Consider the following 15,270-nt stretch of genomic DNA (forward strand, 5'->3'; position numbering starts at 1 on the left):
CCCATGGGGTGGGCCGTCGCCGTCGCCGTGCTGTTGTCGGCTTCGCCCACCTTCGTCACTCGGGGGGATGTGACGCCCGAGGCGGACCTGCGCCGTGAGGCCCAGGCCGCTTGGACGTCTCTGGAGACGCAGTACGCGGCGCAGGCGGGTGGCCTTCCCACGAGGGCCCCCGCCACCGTGACGATTCAGAAGGGCACGTCGCTGACTCCCGGGCGCAACGCGCAGGGCCGGCCCGGCGTGGTGGAGCTGCGGCAGAACACGCCCGGCGTGCTGGACGCGAAGACGCGCACGGCGCTGCGGCATGAGCTGGCGCATCAGTTGCTGTGGTGGGCCTGTCCCGCGTCCAGTGAGGACCGGCTCTTCCACGAAGCTTTCGCCCTGACGGTGAGCGGCGAGCTGCCCGCGTGGCGTGACGGTCCCTATCAATCGCTGTCGCGCGCGGCGAAGGAGGTGGCGAGCGCGCCAGCGGTGGACACGTCGCGAGCGAGAAGGGGACTCGCGCGCATCCTGGGTGAGCACACGGGGTTTCCCGCCGCGCTGACGCGCAGGCTGCGCCAGTGTCATGACGGAGCGCGGTGGGCAGCGCCCCTGACGGTGGAGGAGCTGGCGGACGTGGCGGTGCTCGCGCCCGAGGCGGCCACGGTGGTGGTGAGCCGGCACTCGGGAGAGGTGTTGTTCTCGGAGGGCGACGTGCGCCGCGCGGTGCCCTATGGCTCCACGCTCAAGCCGTTCCTGTACGCGGCGGGAACCGTTGTCGCGCGAGGAGGTGCTTCGCCTCGCGATGCCAGCGGCTCCGGCGCACGTTCGATGACGGTCGTTGCACCCGAGGGGCGCGGCACCGCACTCCTGGGCTCGGGCCGTGTGGAGTCCGGCGCACCTGCGAAGACCGCAGCCGCCACACCCGAAGGTGCGGGGCATGCTGCTCCGGAGGCCAACGCGCCCCCACTGCTCGCGCCGCGCCAGGGCGTGCAGGAGTGGGCTTGCGGCGCGGGCCTGCCTGCGAAGGTGGACGCGCGGCTCGCGCTCCTGCGCTCGTGCAACGGCTGGTTCCTGGACTGGGAGGCCACGGGCCTCGCACCGAAGGCCTTCGGTGTTTGGGGCCCCGTGCTGTCCTCCGTGGGGCTCACCGGCCTGCCTTCGGACATGACGGAGGCCATCGGGCTCCGCTCCGCGCATGGCCTGTCTCCGTGGGGCATGGCGCAGGCGTACCGGCTGCTCGCGGAGGCGCGGCCGGACGTGCTCACGCTCCTCACCGGCAACGTGGACGAAGGCACGCTCAGCGGCCTCTCCACATCGAAGGCCCTCAAGGGCGTCGCCACCAAGACGGGCACCGTGCGCGACGCCGCGAGCCGCCCGCAGTTTGGATGGATCGCCGCCGTGGACGCGGACCTCGTCGCCGTCATCGTGCGACCCGGCAAGATGCCCCGGCACTTCGTGGATGAACTCCCCGCGCTCCTCACCCGCGTGCGCCGCCAGGCGGGACTGGAGGCCGCGCGAGTGCAGGTACTCGGCCTGCTGCCCTCCGCGACCGTGGAGGCCCGCTGCTCGGGCGCCGGCTTCTCCCTCGATGACGGCACTCCACGCGCCGCGCCACCGGACTTCTCGCGCCTGGACGCGCTCACCGCGAAGGGCCCCGCCGTCTGCCTGGGCAGCCCGTGGCGCATCCGCTTCCCGGACGGCCCCGATGGTGGCCGCGACTACGCGGGCGTCTTCACCTGGTCCGCGCCTCCGCCGTATCGCCCGCCACCCGGCGTGCCCACCACGCCCAGCGCCCTCAAGGCCCGGCGTGGCTCCGACTTCGTCTTCCGCACCACGCGCGTGCAGTACACGGCCGGGGTCGTCGCCGCCGAGGACGTCACGCTCAAGGGCGAAGCCCGCGTCGCCCTGGCCCGCGTCGCCGCGCACAACGAGCGCCACGCCGACACCCGCCACCCCGGCCGCGCCCTCTGCGACACCACCCACTGCCAGGCCTTCCGGGGCACCGTGCGCATCCGCCCGGAAGAGACCCGCGCCCTCCAGCTCCCAGCCTTGAAGTGGGGCGCGTGGCTCACCTTCTCGCAGGGCGGCGACACCCCGTGGCGCGAAGCCCGCCCCCGGACCGAGGTGGAAGCCCTGCTGGGCACGAACCTCGTCTCCCTGCGCTTCGAGTCCGGCCGCGTGCGCTACCTGCGCACCGAAGGCACCCCCGCCGCGCCCTACGAGGACGCGCGCTCCCTCCCGTGCGACACGCTGCGCGCCGGCCTGAAGCTCCCCTCCTGCCCCCAGCGCGCCTCCTTCGACGGACCCCAGGTCCTCTTCGAAGGCCAGGGCCGTGGCCACGGCGAAGGCCTCGACGTCGAAGCCGCCAAGGCCAGTCCCGGCCTCTCCAGCGACGCCCTCCTGGAGCGCGCCTTTGGAGCCTGGGGCACCCGGTCTCCCACCCCCTGAGTTCCCCCGCCGTACCCCCACCCAGACCTACCGGGTTTCCTGCCACCCACTCGGGAAACCACGAAAAACGTGCTGACACGGGCGGTGAATCACAGCTATTACGTAAGAATACCGTAGCGCTGTTTGGTTAGAGGGGCCCAATGGCGGAGGGAATGAGCGAGGCGGAGGCCACGCGGCGCGCGTTGGAGGCGTTGCCGGAGGGCCTTCGGGTGCGCTGGGTCCAGGAGGGCCGTGGGGCCTGGGTGCTGGGCTGTCAGGACTCGAGGCCGAACCTGCACGCGCCCCGGGGCGAGGACGTGCTCATCCAGGGCGAGCTGTGGCTGCTGGGCGCGCGCTACGTGGAGGGCGCGGTGCCGCGAGGCGCCCTGCAGGTGTGGCTGCTGGAAGGCCCCGTGCGGCACGTGCTGGCCTCTCGCGTGGCGGTGGGCGGCGAGGACCTGACGCTGGGGCTGGGGCCTCCTGGGGCGCGGGTGCCGTCGGCGCGCGTGGTGTGTCAGCGCGTGGAGTGGCGGCCGTACTCGGTCGCGAACGCGGCGCCACTGGCGGCGGCCTTCGTGGACCTGTGGCGCGGTCTGGGCCGGGGCTCGCGGCTGGAGCGGCTGGGGCTGGATGTGGACGGCACGGTGGAGGGTTGCGCGCGCGTGTCTCCCTTCGTGGAGGTGGAGGCGGACCGAAAGGGCAGCCGCCGTTCACCGACACGCCACCCGCTGCCCTCGTTCGAGGCGGCCACGGCGGACGTGCTGCGCGACTGCCGACTGTGGCTGCGCGCGACGGCGCACGCGCTGACCCGCGAGCCGCCCTTCCTGCGCGAGGTGTACCTGCCCTCCGGCGACGGCGAGCCCCTGCCGCCGCAGGCCACGGCCGCGAGCGAATCCCTGAGCGCGCTGCTGGAGCGGCGGCTGCGCTGGGCGGAAGGGTGGCTGTCCCCGTCCTCGCTGCTGGAGCTGGAGGTGTCGCGCACGGTGCCCGAGCTCGTGGGCGCCGGGGCCTGCTGGCTCACCGCGCGCTTCGAGCAGGCCCAGACGGGCGGGATGGCCACCACCGTCACGCTGCTCGACACACCCACCTTCTCCTCGGAGGTGCTGGCGCTCCTGCGCGGTTGGGCCCAGGCCACGGCGCTGGGGCGCGGCGCGGTGGTGCGCGGCCTGTTGCCCGTGGAGTGAGGCGGTTTCATCCCTCGGGTCTCGTACCCGGGGGGAGGGCGTTCAGCCAGGCGGCCCTGGCACCCGGCTTCCGCGTCCACACCTTGCCCCCGTCAAACGTTCATCCGCGAAGGCGGGGGAGGCAGGGCCCATGAGCAAGACGAATTGGAAGGCGCGGGCGGTGACGGCGGCGGTCGTGACGGGGCTGATGGGCTTCTCGGCCCACGCCAACGACGAGGAGACCAAGCAGGACAAGCACGAGATGAAGCAGGGCAAGGCCGTGGGTGAGGCGGCCGCGAAGCGCGTGCAGTACGTGGGCAAGCTGGCCGTCTTCAACAACCGCCAGATCAAACTGGCGCGGCTCGCGGAGCAGCAGGCGACGGATCCGCAGGTGAAGGAGTTCGCCACCAAGCTGCGCGAGGACCACGAGAACAGCCAGAGCCAGCTGCGCACCTGGGCCGAGCAGAAGAAGATGCAGATCAGTGCCCTCAGCGACAGCAACGTCACCTCCGAGGACCAGACGGGCACGGGCGGCTCCGGCGTCCAGCAGGGCTACCAGGAGAAGATGAAGGGCACCGGCGAGAAGCTGGGCAAGGCCATCGACGAGTCGAACGAGGAGATCACCAAGCTCCAGGCGAAGCAGGGCCCCGAGTTCGACAAGGCCTTCCTGTCGCGCATCGCGGAGGACCAGAAGAAGGGCAAGGACGTCCTCAAGGAGGGCCGCAAGGAGTACAAGAACGACGCCAGCTTCCTGGCGCTCCTGAGCGACACCGAGAGCGTCGTCGCCCGCAACGAGACGAAGGCGAAGGAGCTCGAGAAGCAGATGAAGAAGTAGTGCCCGCGTGTGTAGCGCGGTGGGCGTCGGGCCGACGGGCCGGTTGACTCGGCCGGGTCCGGCGCCTATCCCCTGCGGATGCGCACGGCACTCGCGGCGATGGGAGTGACACTCGGGGGACTGCTGAGCGCGTGTCTTGCGTCCGCGCCAGTGGCCCCCGCGGTCCCCTCCGAGGGCGTGACGCCCGCGGGCCCCTTCGTCGAAGACGCGCGCACCCTCTTCGAAGGCTGTGTCCCCATCCCGGACAGCGCCATGTCGCGCACGTACCGCTGCGGCTCGCTCTCCGTGTGGCTGCACGAACAGCCCGGGCGGAGCGAGGCGCAGGCCGTGGACTCCGGCCGTGCCCGCGTCCAGGCGCGACTCGGCTCGCGCCTCACGGAAGCCCGAGGCGAGCTGCCACTCGGTGGACAGCCGCACCCGTCCCTGCGCTTCGAACGGTGCTCCGGTGAGAACGCCTGCACGGTGGGCGGCTACGTCACGGCGGTGATGCCCTCCGCGGGCCACGTGCGGCAGCTGGGCTGCGTGGCGCGCGACGACGTCCGTGCGGGGCTGGGCCGGTGTCTGGAGTTGTTCGCGTACCTGGCCACGCGGGGCAATCCGGAGGGTGACACGCTGTCGCCATCAGCGCTCGTCATGCCGCCCCGGTTTCCGTGGCGGGTGCTGTTCGTCCCGGAGGGCTGCGAGGTCGCGGACTCGACGACGCGCGCGGGGCGGATCCGCTGTGACGCGTCCACCTTCTCCTGGAGCATCTTCCGGCCGGTGGCGCCGGGCGCGGGCCAGGTGGAGCGCTGGCGCGACCGGAGCGCGGAGGAGCTGCGCGACGCGCTCCCGGGGGCCGGCCCGGTGGAGGTGCTCGACTGCTACGTGGAGGGCCAGGCCACGCGCTGCGTCCGCTTCACCGCGCCCGCGCAGGAGGGTGGCGGTGAGGTCCAGGTCTGGACCGGCGGCGTGAACTACAAGGGCTGGGGCCTGTTCGCGGCGTGCAGCCTCCCGGCGGGTGCGCTCTTCCCCTTTCCGACCACCTGCAACGGCGTGTTCGCTCCGCGCTGAAGGGACGTGGCGTTCGTGTTCCTCCTGGAAGGAGTGTCCAAGCGCTTCGGTGCCGAGCAGGCCCTGCACCCGCTGGACTTGAGTCTGCCCAAGGGCGCCACCACGGTGCTCATCGGCCCCAGCGGCTGTGGGAAATCCACGCTGCTGCGGCTGCTCAACGGCCTGCTCCGGCCCGAGACCGGCCGCGTGCTCTTCGATGGACAACCCCTGCCGGAGGACGCGGACGCACTGCTCGCCGTGCGCCAACGCGTGGGCTACGCGCTCCAGGGCGGAGGCCTGTTCCCGCACCTCACCGGCGCGCGGAACGTCACGTTGATGGCGCGGCACCTGCGCTGGCCGGAGGCACGGATCCGCGAGCGACTGACGCAATTGATGGACCTGACGCGCTTCCCGGAGGAGGCGCTGGAGCGCTTCCCAGGCGAGCTCTCTGGAGGCCAGCGGCAGCGCGTGGCGTTGATGCGCGCGCTGATGCTGGACCCGGACGTGCTGCTGCTGGATGAACCCCTGGGCGCTTTGGATCCGCTGGTGCGCCATGACCTCCAGACGGACCTGCGCGGCATCTTCGAGCGACTGGGCAAGACGGTGGTGCTCGTCACCCACGACCTGGCGGAAGCGGCCTTCCTGGGAGACGGCATCGTGCTGATGCGCGATGGCCAGGTGGTGCAGCAGGGTACGCTGGACGAGATGGAGGCGCGTCCTACGGATCCGTTCGTCACGCGCTTCATCCAGGCGCAGCGCCCGCTGCCCCTGCGGAGGCCGGGATGATGCGCGCGCTGTCGCTGGCGTGGCTGCTGTTGCTCACCGTCGCGTGCACGAGCACTGAAGGTGGCGGGCCCCAGGTGCGCGTAGGGTCCAAGAAGTTCACCGAGTCCGTCATCCTCGGGGAGATGGTGACGCAGGTGGCGGCGCACGCGGGCGCGCGGGCCTCGCACCGGCGCGAGCTGGGCGGCACCACGGTGCTGTGGGAGGCGCTGCGCCGGGGCGAGCTGGACGTCTATCCCGAGTACACCGGCACGCTGCGGCAGGAGCTGCTCGTGGGGCGCGCGCTGCCGGACGACGACGCGCTGAGGAAGGCGCTCGCGGACGAAGGCCTGCGGATGAGCGCGTCGCTGGGCTTCAACAACACCTACGCGCTGGGCATGAAGGAGGCAGAGGCGGAGCGGCTGGGCATCCGCCGCATCTCCGACTTGAAGGTGCACCCGGAGCTGCGTGTGGGCTTCAGCAACGAGTTCATGCAGCGGGGCGACGGCTGGCCCGCGCTGCGCGACGCATACGGCCTGCCCCAGCGCGACGTGCGTGGCCTGGACCATGACCTGGCGTACCGGGGCATGGAGAGCGGCGCCATCCAGCTCACGGACCTGTACTCCACGGACGCGGAGATCGCCGCCTACGGGCTGCGCGTGCTGGAGGACGACCGGCACCACTTCCCCGCGTACGACGCCGTGCTCCTCTATCGCGCGGACCTGGAGACGCGAGCGCCTCGGGTGGTCCAGGCGCTGCGCCGGCTGGAGGGCTCGCTGACGGAAGCGGAGATGGTGCGGCTCAACGCCCGCGCGCGGCTGGAGCACGTGCCTGAGGCCCAGGTGGCGGCGGACTTCCTCCAGGCTTCATTGGGCCTGACGACGGAGGTGCACACGGATGGGCGGGGTGCGCGCATCTGGCAGCGCACGCGCGAGCACCTGTTCCTCGTGGGGCTGTCGCTGATGGCGGCCATCGCGCTGGCCATCCCGCTGGGCGTGGTGGCCGCGCGCCGTCCGCGCCTGGGGCAGGGCGTGCTGGGCCTGTCGAGCGTTATCCAGACGGTGCCGTCGCTGGCGCTGCTGGTGTTCATGATTCCGCTGCTGGGCATCGGCTCGAAGCCGGCCATCGCGGCGCTGTTCCTCTACAGCCTGTTGCCCATCGTGCGGAACACGGCGGCGGGGCTGCAGGGCATCCCGTGGGAGGTGCGCGAATCCGCGGAGGCGCTGGGCCTGCCCTCCGGCGCGAGGCTGTGGCGCATCGAGCTGCCGATGGCGGCGGCGTCCATCCTCGCGGGCATCCAGACGGCGGCGGTCATCAACGTGGGCACCGCCACGCTGGGCGCGCTGGTGGGCGCGGGCGGCTACGGCCAGCCCATCCTCACCGGCATCCGCCTGGACGACGTGGGCCTCATCCTGGAGGGCGCGGTGCCCGCGGCGGTGCTCGCGCTCGCGGTCAGCGGCCTCTTCGAAGCGGTGGCCCGGGTGCTGGTACCCCGGGGCCTGCGCGGCTGAGCGCTACACCGGCTCCACGCGGGAGGCTGGCTCGGCAGCGGGCTCCAGGCGCGGCGCGTCCTCCGCGAGCCCCGCCGCGCACAGCCGCACCACGCACATCCACACGCAGTCCGCGAGCAGCAGGTGCACCAGCTGCATCGTCACCGGCGCCAGCAGCACCAGGTTGATGATGCCCGCGCACAGCTGCGCCACGTACATGGCGGTGAGCCACGTGGACGCGCGCCGCACGTCCGGCGAGGGCCGCAGCCGCGCCACCTGACGGCCGCCGAACACCAGCAGCGCGCCCATGGCCACCGCGATGGCCGGGTGGAACATGCGCAGGCGCAAGAGCACGTGCGCCGTCTCCGACAGGTCCTGCTCGAAGCCGTGCGTGAGGCTGGTGGCGGGGAAGAGCGTGTCGCCCAGCGCGGCCACCGCGCCGCTGACGCCCAGCACCAGCATGCCGACGATGCTCCCGCCCAGCAGCGCGCCCACGACGCCCTGGCCCTGGAGCACCATGCGCGCGCGGCCCTTGGAGGCCCACACCACCATCGTCTGCGCGCCCACCAGGAGGAAGGTGTTGGTCAGGTGCACGCCCATCCACACCGCGCGGCCCAGGCGCGCGTCCTGCGCCACGTACTTGAGCAACACGATGCCCGCGCCCACCAGGCCCTCCGTGAGCATGAACACCAGCGCCCAGAACGCCGCGCGGCGGCCCGGGTGGCTCTTGGGGAACTCGCGGCGGCCCCAGACGTAGAGGACGACGGCGAGCACCGTGGCCAGGCCGCTGGTGACACGGTGGGTGTACTCGATGAGGGTCTGGAGGGTGGGGGCTCGCGGCAGCACCTCGCCGTTGCAGACGGGCCAGTGGTCGCCGCAGCCCGCGCCGGAGCCGGTGGCGCGCACGAACGCGCCCCAGAGGATGACGCCCAGGCTGTAGAGGAGCACGCCCATGCTGAACCACTGGAAGCGGCGGGTCGCGGCGGTGGGAAGGGTCATCGTGCCCTCCCAGTACCGCATCCGTTTACAGGGGACCACCGCGTGCCCGTGTCCGCCTGCCCGCCGCGCGCCAATGGCTCAACACCTGCGCTTATGGGGCCACCCACGACAGTCCCCAACCCCGGGGGAAGTTGTTAGCGTCACCTCGTGCCCCGAGACCGCGAAGCGCCCCCTGCCTCCTCGCCCCCTCACGACGCGGCGGAGCGCCTGCGCCGGCTGGAAGCGGCCATCGAGGAGGGGCGCGCGCGCAAGGACGCGGCCCTGGAGGCGTGGGTGCGCCGGATGGGCCGCCTGCCCACCGAGAAGGAGCGCGACCGCTGGGAACGGGAGTGGGAGCGCGGCGCGGAGCGGGAGCGCCAGCGGTGGGAGAAGCAGTGGGAGCGCGAGTCGAAGGACGCCCTGCGCCGCGCGGAGCGGCATGCCAAACGCGACGCGTACATCGCTCAGCAGCAGGCGCACCGCGATGCGAAGCGTGCGGAGAAGGCGGCTCGGGAGGAGGCCTCGCGCAACCCGGTGGTGGGCGTGGGGCAGCTCGTCGTCGCGCTGGCGTGCGTGGCCACGGTGGTGCGATTGCCGCAGCAGTACTGGTGGCTGGTGTTCGTGGCGCTCGCGTTCTTCAAGGGCGCGGCGAAGCACCTGCGCCCGCGCAACAACCCCCTGCTGACGCGCGTGGAGGAACCGCCCGCGCCGGTGCTGACCCAGGCGAAGGTGCCGGAGGCGCCGGTGGATCCGCGCCTGACGCGCGTGGACGCCGTCTGCGAGAAGCTGCTCGCGGAGCTGCGAGCGGGGAAGGGTGTGTTGCAGGAGATGGTGCGCTCGCCGGAGCGCACCGTGCAGGACCTGCGCAAGAGCTGCCACGAGCTCGTCCGCCGCGAACGAGAGCTGCGCACGGTGGCGCCGCCGGAGGACGTGCAGCGGCTGGCGGACGAGCGCAAGAAGCTGGAGACGCGCTGGGCCGCGGAGGAAGACGTGGTGGTGCGCGACCGGCTGCGCGCGGCGTTGCAGGTGCTGGATGAACAGGTGCGCCAGCGCGCGGAGCTGACGAAGGCGGCGGACCGGCTGGAGGCCGAGTTCACGCGGCTCGCGTACACCCTGGAGAACCTCTACGCCCAGGTGCTGCGGGTGCGCTCGGCGGACGCGGCGGACGCGGACGTGGCCGGCGCGGGCCTGCGCCATAGCGTGGAGCAGCTGGGCGCGGAGGTGGACGCCGTGACGTCCGCGCTGGAAGAGGTGCACGGCGCGCCCGTGGATGGCCGGGTGCGTACGCGCTGACGGACGGGGCGGGGCTATTCGCCCGCGTGCTTCGACGGCGGTGGCGCGCCGGATGCGCCGGTGATGCGGACGGTCTTCGCGTTGACGAACTCGCGGATGCCCAGGTCGGCCAGCTCGCGGCCGTGGCCGGAGTGCTTCACGCCGCCGAAGGGCAGGCGCGCGTCGGATGCGACGAGCGCGTTGACGAACACCATGCCGGCCTCGATGCCGTCGATGAGCCGGCGCTGTTCGTTCGCGTCCTGGGTCCACACGCTGGCGCCCAGGCCGAAGGGTGTCGCGTTGGCCAGCTCGATGGCGTGCTCCAGGTCGCGGGCGCGCAGCAGCGTGGCCACGGGGCCGAAGAGTTCGTCATGGAAGGCGGGGGCCTTCGGCGGCGGATCCGCCAGGACGGTGGGCGGGTAGAAGTTGCCGGGACCGCCCTGGGGCTTGCCGCCGAGCAGCAGCCGGGTGCCGGCCTTCACGCTCTCCTGCACCTGGGCGTGCAGCCCTTCGAGGATGCCGGGCGTGGCGAGCGGACCGACGTCGGTCTTCGGATCCATGGGGTCACCGACCACCATGCTCTTCATGCGTTCGACGAAGCGGCGTTCGAACTCCTGGGCGATGGGCTCGGCGACGATGAAGCGCTTGGCGGCGATGCAGGACTGGCCGTTGTTGATGAGGCGCGCGGACACGGCGGTGTGCACGGCCTTGTCCAGGTCCGCGCTGGGCATGACGATGAACGGGTCGCTGCCGCCCAGTTCCAGGACGACCTTCTTGATGGCACGGCCCGCGGCGGCGCCGACAGCGCGGCCAGCGCCCTCGCTGCCGGTGAGGGTGACGGCCTTCACGCGAGGGTCTTCGATGACGCGGTTCACCTCCGACGTCTCGATGAACAGCGATTGGAAGGCGCCTTCAGGGAAGCCGGCGGTGCGGAAGATTTCCTCGAGTGCGATGGCGCACTGGGGCACGTTGCTGGCGTGTTTGAGGAGGCCCACGTTGCCGGCCATGAGGGCGGGGGCGGCGAAGCGCACGACCTGCCAGAAGGGGAAGTTCCACGGCATGATGGCGAGAACGGGGCCCAGGGGCTGATAGCGCACGAAGGCGGTGTCGCCATCCACGTCGATGGGCGTGTCGCGAAGGAGCTTCTCCGCGCGGGTGACGTAGTAGCGGCACGCGGTGGCGCTCTTGATGGACTCCGCCTTGGCGGCCTCCAGGGGCTTGCCCATCTCCTCCGTCATCATGCGGCCGAAGCGGCCGGCTTCGACTTCGAGGATTTCAGCGGCGCGGCGCATCCAGCGGGCGCGGTCAGCGAAGGACGTCTCGCGGTAGGAGCGGAATGAATCCGCGGCCCGTTGCAGCTTGCGCTCCAGTTCCTCGGACGAGAGCACGTCGAACGTGCGCAGCGTCTTGCCGGTGGTGGGGCTGATGGTGGCGATGGCCATGTGCGGGTGCCTCCCGGTGAGAACGTCACCGGGTGATAACAGGCCCCACCCTCGTGACAATGCCTCCGGAGTCCGAGCGTCCAGGGGCGTACGCCGCGAGACCGCGACTCAGGACTCCAGCACGGTGGGAGACAGCGCGTCCGACTGGAGCGCCGCGATGAAGGTGTCGAGGTCTTCCGCCAGCAGGTGGACGCTGTTCATGCCCGGCCGGGCATGCGCGTCCCAGTAGAACACCTGGCCCGCTGTGGCGCCGGTCACGGACAGGCAGACCTTGTCCGCGCCTTCTGTTGTCGCGATGGGGAGCAGACCCGGCGGAAGGCGATCCCGGAAGACCTCCAGGTTCCAGTCCAGGTTGCAGGACTCGACGGGGTCGTTGAGCCCGAAGAAGAAGTGGATCCGGCCGATGGGATTCCCTGAAAGGCCCTGGAGCTTGAAGAGGTCGCGCTCCGGCCTGCCTCCGTTGGTGGTCAGCAGGAATTCACGAAGCGGAAGTGGGAGCTTGAGCCTGAACCGCTGCTCGAACGCGACAAGGTCCGCCTCGCTCAGCAATGGTCCACCTTCAGTCGTCCGCAGGCGCTGAGCCATCAGGGGCCTCCCGAGAAACCGCCAGTGTGTCCTGTCCGGGCGTGGACGTCGGTGGGAACCAGCTGAAGGGTGGTCCGGTCCTGATGGTGATGCCAGGTCATTCCCTTGGGCGTCTGCTTCAAGCCCGCCGCCTTGTTCGCGGCGGCGAAATCCCCGGCGCGCGAACCAGTATAGGGGATCCTCACCTCGGTCTTCACGACCCCGGCCGCGTTGAAGTCAGGGTAGCCCTCGGCGTCGAAGGGGACGTCGGTAACCGGATGTTTCTTCCCAGCCAGATGCGCGTTCTGGATTGGGGCGTCAGTGGAAAAGCCTTCCGTGGATGCGCTGGAAGCAGCGCGGGCTGGCGGTGTCCTTGGCCGGTCACGATCGGCCTGAGCCAACATGGCCTGGGCCTTCGCCGCATTGCCTCGGGTTTCATGCAGGGCCAGAACGCCAGCCTCGCCCCACTCGGCGGCGAGGTAGGCATTCTCCCGGCGGGCCTGGAGATACCTCAGCACGCCGCGGGCCGCATTGAGCCCGAGCTGTTCCTCCAGTCGAGCCACTACGGTTTTCAGCCTCTCCATGCTGAGGACAGGGGCGGCAGACTCCCGGAGCGCACGTGCCCCCTTGCCGCCTGCATACAGCGCGACCATCAGCGCTGCTGGCGCCAACTCGCGCGTGGCCTGCTCGTATCTGCCTGAGGCCAGCGAAGACGTCCCCTGCGCCGTCCCTGCCGCCAGGTGGAAGAAGCCCAGCGGTACGCCAAAGGTCAGGTGATCGAAGCTCCCCAGCGCCACACTGTCCGCCGCGAAGTGCTGCTCCATGAGGGACTGCTCCACCTCATCGAGGGCCTGACGGTATGGCGGAGGCAGTTGCTGGCGCTTGGAAGACAGCTCAAGGTAGCGGGCTCCAGCACTTACGTCACTGCTGGCGAGCGCGTCCCGGCCGGCCCGCCCCAGGCCTCGGAGGACATCACCGCTGCGTTCAGGGCGCTCGGCGTGTGCCTCAATCATCAGGCCACGCTCGTGCAGTTGCTCGCGGACGGCAGCCATCGCGCCGAGCGTCTGGCCGAGTTGCTTGTCCTTGGCCAGCAGGTTGAGCACGGCACGCATCTCGTCATCGCATGTGGAGTGGAGGATGAAGAGGGCGAACACCTCGGCTCGGGCCACGCCGAATTGCTCCGTGGCACTGACGAGAAAGGCCGCGCGTTTCCGTCCAAGAACTTCGGAGGCCTTCGCGTCCATCGGGCCCAGTGCTCCCAAGCGGACGGCATCCCAATGACTCAGCGATTCCACCAGTTGGGCCATGTTCACCCCTCGCTGCATGGCCACGAAGGCCGCGGGCGATGAACCCTTCAGGAAGGGGCCGAGCACGTCCTCGGTGGAGTCTGGGGAATCAGGCTCGAAGGGGGCGGACGCACAGCCAGTGGTCAGCAAGGCGACGCATGCAAGCGTCAACCATCCATGCCATCGCATATGGGCCTCCTGGTGATGCCTCGTTTGGAGAATACGAACATCACCCGTGACCGAATCATGACCGAACCACCGACTGCCCACGGCCAACGGCATCCCGGCCCCGTGGTCCCATGGCTTCCGACTCGCAGGAGCTCGCGCGGAGGCTGTGCATGGGAATGGCCGTGGGAGGCAGGGGCGGAGTGAAGGCCGACATCAACGTCACCCCCTTGGTCGACGTGGTGCTGGTGCTGTTGATCATCTTCATGGTCGTGACCCCGCTGGCCCAGCAGGACAAGGACGTCACCCTGCCCACTGCCGCGCAGGGCGAGCCGCGCGAGAAGCCCGAGCCACTGGTCTTCTCCCTCACCGCGGACAAGATGCTGTACGTCGGCAACGAGTCCTTCCCGGACGCCGCGCGCTTCCAGGAACGCGTCCAGCAGGAGCTGCGCGCCCGTCCCGACCGCAAGCTGCTCCTCAAGGCCGATGAGACGCTCACCTGCGGCGATGTCCTTGGTGTGCTGCAACAGTCGCGGGACGCGGGTGCTCTGAAAGTGTCCCTGGGTGTCTCCATGAGGAAGAACTGATGCACGCAAGACGCCCCGTCGTGGTGAAGCCCCAGTCCGGTATCCAGTCGGACATCAACGTCACGCCGCTCGTGGACGTGGTCCTCGTGCTGTTGATCATCTTCATGGTCGTGACCCCGCTCATGCGCGGGGAGTTTCAACTCCAGCTCCCGTTCGCACAGACATCCCCGACCGAAGAGCCCCCGCCGTCGAAGGAGCTGGCCCCCGGCCTCATACGCCTCACCGCGGACGGCTCGCTGCTCCTGGAAGGCGAGCCCGTGAGCGAAGCCGAATTCGTGCCGCGCCTGCGCGCCTTCCTGGAGGCCCGTCCCAAGGGCCAGCGCGGCCTGTTCTTCCAGCCGGACGCGCGGGCCCCCTACACACGGCTCATCAGCGCCCTCGACGGCGCGAAGGCCGCCGGTGCTGAAGCGCTGGGCCTGTCCGTCCAGAACCCCTGAGCACCTGGAGCCTGCCCGACACTCGCCGCGAAAAGCCCGTGGCCAGCCCGCAACCGCTGTCCTAAGTCACGGTCATGTCACGAGGGCCATGGCGGTGGGTGTCGGGTTGGGACGTGATGGTGACGCGGCCCCTGGGGCTGCTGCTGCTCGTGGTCGCGTGCGTCCTGGGCTTCGTCGTCCTGTCGGATGAAGTGCATGAAGGCGACACGCAGGACATCGACGAGCGCATCGTGCGCTCCCTGCGTCGTCCCGAAGACCCAGGGCTCCCCCGAGGCCCGTGGTGGCTCGCGGAGACCGCGCGCGACGTGACGTCCCTGGGCGGCTTCCCCGTCCTGGCGCTCCTCACCGCGGCCGTGTGCGGCTTCCTCGTGGTGGCCCGCCGCTACCGCACCAGCCTCTTCGTCCTGTCCGCCATCGTCGGTGGGTGGATCCTCAACGCGCTGCTCAAGAACCTGTTCCACCGCCCGCGCCCCTCGGTGGTGCCCCACCTCACCGAGACGATGTCCACCAGCTTCCCCAGCGGCCACGCCATGCTGTCCGCCATCACCTACCTCACCCTGGGCGCGCTGCTGGCCCAGTTCGCCGAGCACCGCCGCGTGAAGGTCTACCTCCTCTCCGTGGCCCTGGTGCTCTCCGTCCTGGTGGGCTGCACCCGCGTGTACCTGGGCGTGCACTACCCCACGGACGTGCTCGGTGGCTGGGTGGCCGGGCTCGCGTGGGCCCTGTTCGTCACCGTCGCCGCCCGCACCGTGCGCCGCCGCAGCCCCGCCCTGCGGGAAGAGGCCCAGCGTCCCGTGGAATGAGCCTTGCGCCCACGGCCCCCAAGCGTGATGAAGGGGCCATCACTCTTTTCG

The 15,270-nt window shown here is 70.9% G+C and carries 14 protein-coding genes; 10 read left to right on the top strand and 4 right to left on the bottom strand.

Translation table 11 applies throughout. From position 1 onward, the window contains the following. The first annotated feature begins 3 nt into the window (after positions 1-3). The 6 genes from GTZ93_RS01950 (at position 4) to GTZ93_RS01975 (ending at position 7,706) form a co-directional block, all read left to right on the top strand. A complete protein-coding gene (locus GTZ93_RS01950; RefSeq protein ID WP_139922002.1) occupies positions 4-2,427 on the top strand; it encodes a hypothetical protein in 2,424 nt (807 codons plus the stop codon). Between the two features lie 140 nt (positions 2,428-2,567). Next, complete coding sequence (locus GTZ93_RS01955) at positions 2,568-3,590, top strand: hypothetical protein (protein WP_139915729.1); 1,023 nt, start codon at positions 2,568-2,570, stop codon at positions 3,588-3,590. A gap of 130 nt (positions 3,591-3,720) precedes the next feature. Continuing rightward, complete coding sequence (locus tag GTZ93_RS01960; protein WP_139915730.1) at positions 3,721-4,404, top strand: DUF4142 domain-containing protein; 684 nt, start codon at positions 3,721-3,723, stop codon at positions 4,402-4,404. Between the two features lie 99 nt (positions 4,405-4,503). After that, positions 4,504-5,454, top strand: coding sequence for a hypothetical protein (locus GTZ93_RS01965; protein ID WP_222595310.1), 951 nt, complete (start codon positions 4,504-4,506; stop codon positions 5,452-5,454). Between the two features lie 15 nt (positions 5,455-5,469). After that, on the top strand, positions 5,470-6,219 hold the full coding sequence (locus tag GTZ93_RS01970) for an ATP-binding cassette domain-containing protein (protein WP_139915755.1): 750 nt from the start codon (positions 5,470-5,472) through the stop codon (positions 6,217-6,219). Beyond that, complete coding sequence (locus GTZ93_RS01975; RefSeq protein ID WP_390624846.1) at positions 6,216-7,706, top strand: ABC transporter permease/substrate-binding protein; 1,491 nt, start codon at positions 6,216-6,218, stop codon at positions 7,704-7,706. The genes GTZ93_RS01970 and GTZ93_RS01975 overlap by 4 nt, the downstream gene beginning before the upstream one ends. A 3-nt stretch (positions 7,707-7,709) precedes the next feature. Here the strand turns inward: GTZ93_RS01975 and GTZ93_RS01980 are convergent, their stop codons facing one another. Then, the gene (locus GTZ93_RS01980) at positions 7,710-8,684 is read right to left on the bottom strand and encodes a COX15/CtaA family protein (RefSeq protein ID WP_139915731.1); all 975 of its coding nucleotides are present in this window, start codon (positions 8,682-8,684) and stop codon (positions 7,710-7,712) included. 147 nt (positions 8,685-8,831) lie between these two features. On the opposite strand from GTZ93_RS01980, the gene GTZ93_RS01985 reads away from it, so the two are divergent. Further along, positions 8,832-9,956: a coiled-coil domain-containing protein gene (locus tag GTZ93_RS01985; protein WP_139915732.1), complete on the top strand. Its 1,125-nt coding sequence runs from the start codon at positions 8,832-8,834 to the stop codon at positions 9,954-9,956. A gap of 14 nt (positions 9,957-9,970) precedes the next feature. Here the strand turns inward: GTZ93_RS01985 and GTZ93_RS01990 are convergent, their stop codons facing one another. From GTZ93_RS01990 to GTZ93_RS02000, 3 genes are all read right to left on the bottom strand, one after another. Continuing rightward, positions 9,971-11,377: an NAD-dependent succinate-semialdehyde dehydrogenase gene (locus GTZ93_RS01990; protein ID WP_139915733.1), complete on the bottom strand. Its 1,407-nt coding sequence runs from the start codon at positions 11,375-11,377 to the stop codon at positions 9,971-9,973. Between the two features lie 108 nt (positions 11,378-11,485). Continuing rightward, positions 11,486-11,962: an SMI1/KNR4 family protein gene (locus GTZ93_RS01995; RefSeq protein WP_139915734.1), complete on the bottom strand. Its 477-nt coding sequence runs from the start codon at positions 11,960-11,962 to the stop codon at positions 11,486-11,488. Then, on the bottom strand, positions 11,962-13,266 hold the full coding sequence (locus GTZ93_RS02000; RefSeq protein WP_306464176.1) for an HNH endonuclease: 1,305 nt from the start codon (positions 13,264-13,266) through the stop codon (positions 11,962-11,964). Before GTZ93_RS02000 ends, GTZ93_RS01995 begins: the two co-directional genes overlap by 1 nt. A 299-nt stretch (positions 13,267-13,565) precedes the next feature. Here GTZ93_RS02000 and GTZ93_RS02005 point away from each other — a divergent pair, with 299 nt between their 5' ends. The 3 genes from GTZ93_RS02005 (at position 13,566) to GTZ93_RS02015 (ending at position 15,219) form a co-directional block, all read left to right on the top strand. Next, positions 13,566-13,979: an ExbD/TolR family protein gene (locus tag GTZ93_RS02005; protein WP_120574716.1), complete on the top strand. Its 414-nt coding sequence runs from the start codon at positions 13,566-13,568 to the stop codon at positions 13,977-13,979. Then, complete coding sequence (locus GTZ93_RS02010; RefSeq protein ID WP_139915735.1) at positions 13,979-14,416, top strand: ExbD/TolR family protein; 438 nt, start codon at positions 13,979-13,981, stop codon at positions 14,414-14,416. Before GTZ93_RS02005 ends, GTZ93_RS02010 begins: the two co-directional genes overlap by 1 nt. Before the next feature lie 74 nt (positions 14,417-14,490). Further along, positions 14,491-15,219 carry a phosphatase PAP2 family protein gene (locus GTZ93_RS02015; RefSeq protein WP_120574714.1) on the top strand — a complete coding sequence of 243 codons (729 nt, stop codon included), beginning with the start codon at positions 14,491-14,493 and terminating at the stop codon, positions 15,217-15,219. Positions 15,220-15,270 lie beyond the last annotated feature (51 nt).

Origin of the sequence: Corallococcus exiguus (genome assembly GCF_009909105.1) — a bacterium.
Classification (GTDB): domain Bacteria; phylum Myxococcota; class Myxococcia; order Myxococcales; family Myxococcaceae; genus Corallococcus; species Corallococcus exiguus.